Origin of the sequence: Bacillus cereus group sp. BfR-BA-01441 (genome assembly GCF_022663075.1) — a bacterium.
In the GTDB taxonomy this organism is placed as follows: domain Bacteria; phylum Bacillota; class Bacilli; order Bacillales; family Bacillaceae_G; genus Bacillus_A; species Bacillus_A cereus.
Map to the genome: position 1 here is coordinate 1 of NZ_JAKUEU010000119.1, position 11,171 is coordinate 11,171.

Genomic DNA, 11,171 nt, shown 5'->3' on the forward strand with positions numbered 1-11,171 from the left:
ACATTTGCATTGACAACAGTTTTATTAACTTTAGGTGTTGGCTGTACAAATCAAGTTGCTAGTGAAAAAACAAATACAGTAAAAGTAACTGAAAAAAGCCAAAAGGAATATGACAAACCTCAAAATCAAGCTACAAATAATCATCAAGAACAAACATATAACATCGAAGAAATTGCTAAAAATTATACAGGTCAAAAAGTAGTAGAAGTAAATGGAAATAAATCAGATTTCACACAACAACAATTAGAAAAAGTACATTTGAAACAAAAAAATCCCACATGGCAAGAATTTTCTAATTTAGATAACAAAAACAGAGTAGGAGTAGCAACAGCCTTAATTGGTAAAGAAATTCAACCTAAAGAAAAACGTGACGATAGATTAAAAACAAAGCCCACTGGTTGGCATCAAAAGAAATTAAGTGATGGTAGTACCTTATATGATAGAAGTCACTTGATTGGATATCAATTAACTGGTCAAAATGACAATCCTAAAAATTTAATGACTGGTACAAAAGATTTCAACCGGCATTCTATGTTGAAGTATGAAAATATGGTAGATAAAGAAATTGATAAAGGTAATTATGTGCTTTATGAAGTGAAACCTGTATTTATAGGTGATGAATTAGTTGCAAGAGGTGTACAAATGAAAGCGAAAACCCTTAATAACGATCATTTAGATTTCAACGTGTTTTGTTATAACGTACAAGACAATGTTGAAATTAATTATAAGGATGGCACTTCAAGGCTAGTTGGTAAGCAATAAAAACACGAACAAAAATTTGTGGCCAAAATTCCTGAATGTCTTTAAAACCGAATATTATTTGTTCCAGGGGAATCTAAAATGAACGCTAAACACGAATAATCACCCAATCGAAGAACCCTTAAATACAAAAAAGTGAATGCCATCCAGCCCCTTTAGGGCTGGATGGCTACCCTGTTATTACGGTACGCGATTTTTCTAAAATAGGAGTATATAAATATGAAGCAAACAACTACAGTTAACATTGAATCCGTTGAATCTTTTTTAAAGTTTATGGCTAAAAACGGTAGGCAAATTTCAACAATCAAGCGGTATAGATATGAAGTAACAGCATTTTGCAAATGGACACAGAAGCGTCAGGATCTTTGTAAAAAGCCTATTGAGAAGTTTAATGATACTGATATACAACTTTACTTAAACTATGCTGAAAGGACATTTTCTTGCTCTAAAACCACTTTGAAACAAAAAGCTGTAGTAATAAGAAATTATTTACGTTATCATAATGCCCCCTTTCCATTAGAAAATAAAGAAAGGATCTATCCTCTCAAAGATTTTAACTTTGCTACAGACCAAGATATTAATTCGTTATTTGAAATGATGAAAAGTTATAAAGGACTGTCTAAAAAACAAATATCCGCGAAAAAATACTTGATGAATAGAAATATACTTATTGTTCAATTAATGCTTAATCATGGGTTATCTTTAAATGATGTAGCAACATTAACAATGCATGATGTGAATTTTGGAACTGGCATTATTCATGTTGGACAAGGCTCTACACTTAAAAGACATATTGAACTATCTAAAGAGGAAAAGAGTCTTTTGTTTAGTTACTACAAAGATATTCCTGAAATTCTACAGCCTAAAAAGGATTCACATGATCCACTCTTTGTAGCCTTTGATTTCGCACGTTCAACTTTTACATGGAGCTATGAAAATGACAGCCCCAAAGAACTAACTAAAATTGCTATTCATCGAATGTTAAAAAAAGAAAACAAACGCGCAAATACAAATATTACCCCTTCTACTTTAAGAAATCGTTTTATATTAAATTGTCTTAAAAATGGAGTGAATCGTTTAGAAATTAAGATTATGTTAGGCTTAAAAACTGATAAATCTTTAGAAAGATATATCAGTTTTTATCAGGATTTAATTCTTAAAAATAAAATTTAAGAAAAAACCATCTTTTGAAAAAAGATGGTTTTTTCTTTGAATAATTATTTTTTAGACAAAGAGCTATTAAAAAATGTTATTATCTTCTACAAATAATGCACGAAGAAATGATGAAGGATTTTGAATACCGCAAAGGTTGTGTCCTCTTTTTTCAAGTTCTGATATAATATTGTGCAATTGTTCAAGGTCTGGATCATTAAATTCATAAATATTATGTTCAATACTATTCAAATTTGATATATATTTTTCTAACAATGCAATCAATTCACTATGAGAATTATGTTTTAACAATTCTTGTGCAAGTTCTAGTTTGTTCATTCTACATTCAAGATCTTCAAATTCCATTTTATCTTTATGATTTGTTAAAATGGTCATAAAACCTTCTACACCATATCCTTTTTTCACTTGATTTAAGTCTTCCATTATAGTAATCAAATTAATTAAATGTTTGCTACCAATAGTGAGTGTTTCTATATACCCCTTAATTACACCAATATTAGAAAATTGGTCTAATAAAAAACTTACAGGTATAGGAAGTTGCGAAATAGGACTTTTTCTAGCTATTGTAAAGAATGCATCAAACATTTGAGTGAAGAACACACTTGTAATACCCATATATGGATTGATAGAACTAGCTATTTTGATGTATAAAGCATACTTATTATTTACAAAGTCTTCAAATTCGAAATCTGATTTCTTTGTCATTTCACGTATTTTTTCTAATCTGTACAAAGAAATAATACTATCAAAACTACTTGTTACTGAAGAACGTGTTTTACCTGTTAAAGAATTAAAGAAACTTTTTAGTCCTTGCACTCCTACATCCTCTTGATCTTGTTCTTCAATCCATTTCATATAAATTTTTTCATTTGAAATATATTTATCATATGTGCTAATCAAAGAATCAAAGTTCGCATTTTCTGGACTGAAATTTGTTTTTGTATGAACAATCATATTTTTTAATAGCGTTCTTGCTCTTTCTTGGAAGAAATCTTCTTTCCCATCTGATAAAGTATTCATTGAAATAGTATGAGCAAGTCTTTGAGCATCTTCATCATTTTTGACAAATGATATTGGATTAAAGCCCCATCCCTTAAAATCAACAAAGTCTAACTTAGCAACTTTATAGCCTTGATCCTCTTTATATTCATGTGATAAAACCCAAAAAATCCCATCTTTTATTACGTTTTTACATGTTTCATTCAAAAATTCAATTTCATTATCTACGATAATCATACTTGTACTATCATTTTGAAAAATTAAAGATGTTATATATGCTTGTTTTATGCTTGAATCTGTTGGTGCAAATACTAAAGTGCTTTTATTTTCAAATAATAATCCTGTCATAATAACTCTCCCCTTTATTGATAATATTTTCCCATCTACTTAAATTAATTTATTTGTGAAAAGTATAAAATTAGAGCATTAATAACAAAATTGACTGGTTGGTTTCTGTTATTAATGCTCTATGTTGTATGAAATAATAAAAATTGCTTAACATGAAATATACCCAATAAGCATAAAGTTGAAATTAACATTATTACATTTAAATATCTTTATTTTATTTAACTTCTCTAGTGATGTATGAAGTGGTTTGTGCTGGGTAATTATCACTACCATCAAACAAATCCAAGTGATTTCTCATAATATCCATAAATTCTTCTTTAGAAATCTCTACAGGCTCTACGGGTTCTACAATACCTTTCCCTATTCCTTTTTCATAACGAACAATTTCCCAACTCAATGAACCTTGCAAATATTTGATCAATTGGAGATTTGGTTCAAATTCAAACATTTTTTCCCTATGAAAAACACAATTAATAAAATCGCTTAAATAATAGCGTTCACCATTTATCGAAACAATTGATTGATCTTCTAATTCTTCTGATTCAAATAGCTTCTCGTTTCCATTATCATCATGAAGTTTAAATAATACTGTAATAGCCATATCCCTAATTAAATCATTTTTATAAGAAATTGATTCTCTTGGTAAAAAAAGATAATCATATCCCAATCTATATTTCTTTTTTGTTACTTCGTTACTTTCAGCTATTTTAATCCCCATTATATAAACCCCTTTTCTTTAAAAATTAAATAAAAGCTATAGAAATTTTAAAAATTGATTTTATATACGCTAGGTTTTCTCCCCCACCCTCTTTCTACTGTAATTAATCCTTTTTCTTCTAGATCATTAATAATTGCTGGTAGATACACCCTGTTCATTTCCAACAATTCAGAAAGCTGAACATAGGTCATTTCTAACACACCAAATTCTCTCAATGTGTATAGAAAGAATTTTGCTTTTTGAGAAATAGGTAATTCATATATTTTCATCCTTTATACCCCAATCATTAAGGTTTTGTCTTAATGATTATACCCTACATTTTCAGTATAAATAATATATCAAAAGAAATCAACAAAAAGAAGAAAATTGTAACAATTAAGACAATATGTTACAATAAGATTAGTAGGTGAAGATATTTCCCAACTGTTTCACACAAAACTAAATATGTATCTATGACCCTGAACTCTCTTCAAGCTGACGAAGAGAGTTCTTTATTTTATATAGGTTTTTAAAAGAAAAAAATAAAACAAACTATCCTATATGATAGTTTGTTTTATTATGAAGTTACCCATTCATCTAAAAATTTTACAATCCCATCTTTTAATCTCACAGTTTTCTTTTTAGTCTGATCAATCATATAAGCTATGAAAGTATTAATATCAAATTCTATATCTAAATCATTCTCTTCACTTATGTAATTAAGAATATATTTTAATTGTTGAATTCTTCTAGAGTCTAATTCATCGGATAAATATTTCATAAAATACGTTTCCATAATACTTGGATCTGATATTGCTGTTTTCAATAAAAGGGCTGTACCACTTGAAGTTGTTAAATCTAAAGCAAATGATAAAGCCGATAACCTATTATATGTTGGTTGCTCAAATCGTATTGATACTCTTTTTTTAATAATACCATCATATATATCATATCTTTCATTTTCCGAAAATCCCCTGATTAATGTGTACTGGTCTTTCCAGTAATCCCTTGTAAAATATACAGATAAGTCATCTATCACTTTTCCTGAATTTAATCCTTCCTTACATAATTCTTCCGCGACTTGCTTCATTGGTTTATCTAATACATATGAAATTTGTGAGATGCATTCATACAATTTCAATGGTACTGATGGTTTTATTTCTCTTTTCTTATCTGACCTTACTTTTCTTCTCTTCTCTTTTGTTTCCATATGCTTCACCCCATTTTTATGTTTGAGACACTTTCGCTCTGTCTTCTAAAACTTATGAGATAGGGAAGAGGTTTATGATTATTTTTTTTTGGTCATAATGGAAATAAAAAAACAAAGAGGTGAATCCGATGAAACTTAAAACTAAAATGACTAAAGAAGAAGCAAAAAGGATTACAAAAGAAGGTATTAAAATTGCTAACAAATATGGGTTGCCTATTAAAGAAAAACGAAATCCAAAATCTTAATGAAATGATTATAAAAACATATAATCTCTTTATATCTTTGGGACACTGTCTTAATGTCCTACATATAAATCAAAATAAACATTACTCAAATATAAATAAAACCCTTCAATTTTTTCTACGTGCTTAGAGAATAGATTGAAGGGTTTTGTAGTCTGAAAATTCAGTTTATATTTGATAAATATTGCTTCCTCCTAATGAATTACTAATTTCTGGTATCATTAATTATAAAGATATATAGAAAAAAACAAGGAGGGTAAATATGAACATTCAAGTAAAAGGAGATAAACAAATCACAGCACTGTTACATGATTGGTACAAAGAAATTCGTTCCTTTAATGTAGAAATGGCTAATCAATTAAAACTAGAATCAGATAAGCAAATTAAAGAGCTTAGTATAGGTGAACAAGAAAAAGATGATATATTACTTTATCATTCTTTAGTAAGTTTTAGATATCAAGTTTTAGTCAATCCATTAGAAATAACAAACAAGTCCTTTGCAAAGATAGAAAAATTCAACATTCCTAAAGATCCACTTTTATCTTATTATTATCACTTTTTTAAAGCTATATATTCTACTATTTTAGCTGATTATATGATTGCTAATGAGGAATTTGAAAAAGCTAAAGCATTCTTACCAGAAATTAAAGATCCTATTGAGGAAGCTGAATTTGAGTACAGATTTTCATCGTTTTATTACCAAAACTACCAACTAATGTACGCTATTCAACATTCATCAAAAGCTAAAGAGATTTTTGAAAATCACATAGGATATGAAATAAATATTGCGTTATGTGATAACGTTTATGGATTAGCTTGTATTGATCTTAGGGAATTTGAATTGGCCGAAGAATACCTAAATAAATCTTTAGACTTACTTCAACGTAAAAATGAAGAAAAATTAGCTTTAAGTGTTCGTCATAATCTAGGTTGGCTATATGCTAATCAAAACCTTTCTTCCCTTGCTATTCGCCATGTATCAGAGGTGACAAGCAAACTACCTAATCATATTAGAAGCCTGTTTGTAGAAGCCAGAGAACAGCTTAAAATGAATGAACAAGATATAGCTAAAGATAAGATTCAAAAGGGACTAAAAATTGCAATTGATTTAGGTAATACAGAATACAAACATCGTTTTTCAATACTAAATGAATTAATTAATGAAATAGATTTAGCAAAACTTGAAAAAGTAACTGTTGACGCTATTTCTTATTTTGAAAATGAAAAGTTGTGGGATTGTATTCAAGAATACGCGGAACTATTAGCTATTAAATTTTATGAGAAGGATAATCACTCAAAAGCGAGTAAATATTTCTATATAGGTAATAAAGCAAGTAAAAAATTCTTAGAAAAAGGAGCGTTAAAATAATGAAAAAAATTACGAAATTAATCTTAGGTATTTCTTTTGTGAGTATAATATCTTTTGGTGCAAGCACACTAACTTTTTCTGATAAGGCATTAAATGTAGGAGACACACCAGCACCAACAAGACCTGATTTTGTTTCAATTGATACTAATAACACCACTACTTCAAACTTTGCACATGGAGATACTATTTAAATAAGCCTAAGACACTGTATCTCTGTCCTAAGCATAAAAACAATATAATTTATTTACTTTATATTAAAAGGTTGTTAAAATGATGTCTGACAATTATACCCTACAATAAAGAGGACAGATATATATCTGTCCTCTTTATTTTTCTAACTTTTCTATTTGTTCTTTTGATTTTATATCACTAAATAATTTTTGACATAAACCTAGAGTCGTATTAAAGTGTACTATTACTCCACTTTTAGCAAATGGTGGTAAATTTTCAAATCCCATGAACTGTATTCTGGCTGGATCTTCTTTTGGTAAACTTTCAATAAACTTTAGAAATTCTTCTTTATTATTAATTGATTCCATTTTTTCTTCATGTAAAAGAAGTAAACTTATAATGCTTCTGAATAAGGACTTACTTGCTTCTCTAAAAAAAGGCGTGTCATTATTATATGGGTTGACTGTTGTTTCAAAAGATAGTAGACACAAATCATAGATTGCTTGTTGTTCTTTATTAAACACTTTATCCATCCCCTATCACAAAATATTTACACTTACATTTTAATATAAATACTATACTAAATCAATTAAATATATCCAAAAAATTGAAAAAGCCCTCTATGTTGTAATTAAAAGTGGCAAGCAATTAATTACTAGAGGACTTCAAGGAAAATTTATAAATTACAAAAAGTGATCGTTAACCATATTATAACAAATAAAGTGGTTAAAATTCAATATATTCTATATATTTATATTAATCTTTTTAATTGGTATCCTTTCATTTTCTTTATATATTGCACAACTATAAATTTCATTTTATAAGTAAAGTACCTTATTCAATAAGGGATGTTTTATTATTAATTTGGATTTTTATTTTATCACTAGATTTTTGACTATGCACAGTAGTTTTTTTTGTATTTTGTTGTGTTGAATTATTATCAAATAGCTCAATTAAAGTTTGTATATTAGGGACTTGAACTATTTTCAATACATCTGTTTTTATATGATATCTGGTATTGGTAACAAAAATTATAACTGGAAATACTTTTTTATTAGATCTTTGCCACTCAAAATCTTTCCATATTCCTGAATAATAAAAAGCTTCATATCGACTGATTTTCTCGTCCATCACTTTTTCATTATAAACTGTTCGTTGAACTTCCACGAAAAAAGCTGACTTTTTCCACACACAAAATAAATCTGGTTCAATAACCCCTTTTTCCGCAAATTTAGGTTCTACAATCAAATTTGTTGGCCTATCATATTTTTTCATTTCAACATAAACGTCAGCAATAGCTAAAAAGTGTAGGATTTTTTGACTATTTTCTTTTATTTTTAAATCCGATGGAATGTATACATAAGGCTTATAATTTCTTAATGCTTTAATATAACCTCGATCCGACAACCTTTTAAGTACCAAATTACAATTACTGATAGGATTTTTCAAATCCATAAAATGCAAAGAAATAATTTGATCTCTTGTTAAAACACGAAACCGATATAAATCATCAATAATGCATTTATCACGTTTGTTCATTCTTATCAATCCTCCAATTGTCCAAATACAGTATCATTTTTTGAAATTTCAATTGATTCATTATCAATTGTTTTTTCTGACTCTACCCGACAATATGGATTTAAAATTTTTTTTGCTCTTTCTTCAGTTAAATAAGGTGATTGAATGGTTTCTAATGAATCAAAATTTAAAATCATACGTCCTTTAGCGTTTTTGGGGATTTTTTCCGCACCCTGACAGTCCATAACATTTGCATTTGTTGCATTTTTACATCTAAAACCCATTGTTACATTTAAATTATTTTTTATTTTTCCATCAAGCACCTTTGAATCAGGACGTTGCATAGACAAAAGTAAAAATATACCATTCGTCCTTCCGATTGAACTAATTTCTTCAATAATGCTTAAAATTTCCTTTTCGCTTTGAAGTAAAGGGTATTCGTCAATGCACAGGAGAATATAAGGAAGTTTTTTAGGAAGTTGGGCAATATGCGTACATTCATACTTATTCAAAAGTTCTCCCCTTTTTTGCATTTCTTTTTTTAACTTCATGAGTATTGGATATAGGGAACTAGCTGTATATGTGGTACTTCTTACATGCTGGATCTTTTGAAAAAGATGAAATTCAGACTTCTTTAAATCACAAAGATAGAGGTGTAATTGATCTGGTGTTTTATGTTGAATAAGAGTTGTTAAAATAGCACGTATTTGTGTACTTTTCCCACTTCCGGTTGTTCCTGCAACCAGCAAGTGAGGATGTTCTGTCATGTCATAAATAACATATTGGTTATATTTGTTAATTCCGCATACAATAGGTAATTTTTCTTTTTTAAATGGAAAAGAATCATAATCATATATAACATTCTTAATTTCATTAGGAAAAATACGTATAACAAATTTAACAAGCCCTGTCTCTAATTCAGCGCGATCACTTAAATATTGTTTGAATACATATTCTTTCTTTTTTACTTCGTCTGGATTTAAACCACGAGGAATGGTAAAAACAATTTCCGCATAATCCATTAACCTTACACTCCGAATTTCAGGGTAGATATACATTTTTGTATCCGTAAATTTGTTTTTCTGAACCAAAAATAATTGCGCTGAACGAAACGCCTTATTTGTTCTTTCAGTTAAGATCCTAATTAGCTCCCTTTCTTCTTGCTCTTCTTTAAATGTTTCCCACACTTTTTTCAATTTAGCAATCATAAAAAACCTCTCCTTTAAATAATAAATTTAAATTCGATTTTTTTTGATTTACTATGTATAAAAAAATCGAAAGTTGGGCATTGGGGCTTTCTTCGGTCTTCCGACCTCACCGCCCCAACAATATCTTTATAAATTCCTCAATTTATTACGTTTGGACAGGTAAAACATAGGTAATAATACTTAGGTAAGAACCTATGTTACAAACTAAGTAAAATTTAATTCATTAGATGATAATAACCTATGCAATACTTGAGTAATTATTGCTTATACAAATAAGAAAAAGGAGAAAAACGATGGCTCTTTTAGTTGTTCTAATTTGTACAATATGCTTTTATGCTTTAGCTAACCTAACAACTAAAAATACAGCATATGATCCAGCTTCTTCTATCAACAGAAAAAAATGTGCAAATAAATTAGAAAGAAAAGTATATGATAATTTAAGAAACTTAGGAGTATATCCATGTGTTCAAGAAAGAGTAGGCAAGTACACTTTAGATTTTTCCTTATATCACCCAAATGGAAAGAAGTTGTGTATCGAAGTGGATGGATATATTTTCCACAATACACCAGAGTCTAAAAAGAAAGATGCTATTAGAGATTCTTTTTTAAGAAAAAAGGGATGGGAAATCATGAGGTTAGGTGAACGCGAACTTCAAAAAGATTTTTACAGAACCATGAGAAAAGTTGAAACAAAACTGTATGATATGGATTTATTGCCACCTGAACATCCAAGTGTACAGCTAAAAATCAAAGAGGAACTAAACACCAATCATTAAAACCTTCAAAACAGTCCATATAAAGGTTTTGTCACCTTTCGAATATATATTCATTAAAGCCCTTGTAAAACGTATTACAAGCGAATTTCAAAGGCCGTTTTTTATAAATTTCATTTCTCTTTTTTAGTTGCTATTCAGAAAAACATGTAATAGAATGTAAGTATGCGAATTTGTTAAAGGTTTAATTTTAATGACTGTCATTAAAATTAATCCCCATGAAAAGCCCACAATATATATTGTGGGCTTTTTCTAATACATATAAATAACTCTTAATAAACCGAATATCACAAACCAGAAATTAACAGATACAACTAGAGCATCCTTAATTCCTATATATTTCATTCTCTTATTCTAACCTTCAATCCATCAATAGACGTCCCAGAACCTAATGAGGTTGCATAGTAATTTTCATTGTCCTTTTCAATCAAAGTATAGATCCATTCATTTTTCCCACAAACCTCACACAATATTTCACATTTACTTCCATTAATTAGCTCTTTACCACTTGGTAAAACGTACTTTCCATTTTCATCTAACGAAATATACCCTTCTTCAATTACAGGATTTAATACATAGTCTAATAACATATGTATGTTTTCTAATTGATTAATTACAGAACTACATTCAACAAATAAAGATTTATTGCTTGATTTATAGTTATCATACTTAATATTATCGCAATCATAACCTGTTTTGGTTAA

At 28.6% G+C, this 11,171-nt stretch carries 13 protein-coding genes; 5 read left to right on the plus strand and 8 right to left on the minus strand.

Annotated elements, in window-relative coordinates:
* Window positions 1-9: 9 nt before the first annotated feature.
* Window positions 10-762: a DNA/RNA non-specific endonuclease gene (locus MR107_RS27395; RefSeq protein WP_242292970.1), complete on the plus strand. Its 753-nt coding sequence runs from the start codon at window positions 10-12 to the stop codon at window positions 760-762.
* Between the two features lie 216 nt (window positions 763-978).
* Window positions 979-1,932 carry a tyrosine-type recombinase/integrase gene (locus tag MR107_RS27400; RefSeq protein ID WP_242292960.1) on the plus strand — a complete coding sequence of 318 codons (954 nt, stop codon included), beginning with the start codon at window positions 979-981 and terminating at the stop codon, window positions 1,930-1,932.
* Window positions 1,933-1,998: 66 nt separating this feature from the next.
* Here the strand turns inward: MR107_RS27400 and MR107_RS27405 are convergent, their stop codons facing one another.
* The 4 genes from MR107_RS27405 to MR107_RS27420 all read right to left on the minus strand — a co-directional run bounded on the left by MR107_RS27405 (window position 1,999) and on the right by MR107_RS27420 (window position 5,186).
* Window positions 1,999-3,279, minus strand: coding sequence for a type IV secretory system conjugative DNA transfer family protein (locus tag MR107_RS27405; RefSeq protein ID WP_242292961.1), 1,281 nt, complete (start codon window positions 3,277-3,279; stop codon window positions 1,999-2,001).
* A 214-nt stretch (window positions 3,280-3,493) separates the two neighbouring features.
* On the minus strand, window positions 3,494-3,997 hold the full coding sequence (locus MR107_RS27410; protein ID WP_242292962.1) for a hypothetical protein: 504 nt from the start codon (window positions 3,995-3,997) through the stop codon (window positions 3,494-3,496).
* Window positions 3,998-4,044: 47 nt separating this feature from the next.
* Window positions 4,045-4,266, minus strand: a complete 222-nt coding sequence (locus MR107_RS27415; RefSeq protein ID WP_000708260.1) for a cyclic nucleotide-binding domain-containing protein — start codon at window positions 4,264-4,266, stop codon at window positions 4,045-4,047.
* A 287-nt stretch (window positions 4,267-4,553) separates the two neighbouring features.
* The gene (locus tag MR107_RS27420; RefSeq protein WP_242292963.1) at window positions 4,554-5,186 is read right to left on the minus strand and encodes a hypothetical protein; all 633 of its coding nucleotides are present in this window, start codon (window positions 5,184-5,186) and stop codon (window positions 4,554-4,556) included.
* A 504-nt stretch (window positions 5,187-5,690) separates the two neighbouring features.
* On the opposite strand from MR107_RS27420, the gene MR107_RS27425 reads away from it, so the two are divergent.
* Both MR107_RS27425 and MR107_RS27430 read left to right on the plus strand, forming a co-directional pair.
* Window positions 5,691-6,797 carry a response regulator aspartate phosphatase gene (locus MR107_RS27425; protein ID WP_242292964.1) on the plus strand — a complete coding sequence of 369 codons (1,107 nt, stop codon included), beginning with the start codon at window positions 5,691-5,693 and terminating at the stop codon, window positions 6,795-6,797.
* On the plus strand, window positions 6,797-6,988 hold the full coding sequence (locus tag MR107_RS27430; protein WP_242292965.1) for a Phr family secreted Rap phosphatase inhibitor: 192 nt from the start codon (window positions 6,797-6,799) through the stop codon (window positions 6,986-6,988). Before MR107_RS27425 ends, MR107_RS27430 begins: the two co-directional genes overlap by 1 nt.
* Window positions 6,989-7,123: 135 nt before the next feature.
* Here MR107_RS27430 and MR107_RS27435 read toward each other — a convergent pair whose 3' ends face one another.
* From MR107_RS27435 to MR107_RS27445, 3 genes are all read right to left on the minus strand, one after another.
* Complete coding sequence (locus MR107_RS27435; protein ID WP_242292966.1) at window positions 7,124-7,492, minus strand: hypothetical protein; 369 nt, start codon at window positions 7,490-7,492, stop codon at window positions 7,124-7,126.
* A gap of 310 nt (window positions 7,493-7,802) precedes the next feature.
* The gene (locus MR107_RS27440) at window positions 7,803-8,507 is read right to left on the minus strand and encodes a replication-relaxation family protein (RefSeq protein ID WP_001042029.1); all 705 of its coding nucleotides are present in this window, start codon (window positions 8,505-8,507) and stop codon (window positions 7,803-7,805) included.
* Window positions 8,508-8,512: 5 nt separating this feature from the next.
* Window positions 8,513-9,694: an FtsK/SpoIIIE domain-containing protein gene (locus tag MR107_RS27445; protein ID WP_242292967.1), complete on the minus strand. Its 1,182-nt coding sequence runs from the start codon at window positions 9,692-9,694 to the stop codon at window positions 8,513-8,515.
* A 293-nt stretch (window positions 9,695-9,987) separates the two neighbouring features.
* On the opposite strand from MR107_RS27445, the gene MR107_RS27450 reads away from it, so the two are divergent.
* Entirely contained in the window at window positions 9,988-10,470 is a 483-nt protein-coding gene (locus MR107_RS27450; RefSeq protein WP_242292968.1) for an endonuclease domain-containing protein, read from the plus strand.
* Window positions 10,471-10,808: 338 nt separating this feature from the next.
* Here MR107_RS27450 and MR107_RS27455 read toward each other — a convergent pair.
* Window positions 10,809-11,171, minus strand: a 363-nt coding sequence (locus MR107_RS27455; protein ID WP_242292969.1) for a DUF5348 domain-containing protein, incomplete at its 5' end; no start/stop codon positions are given.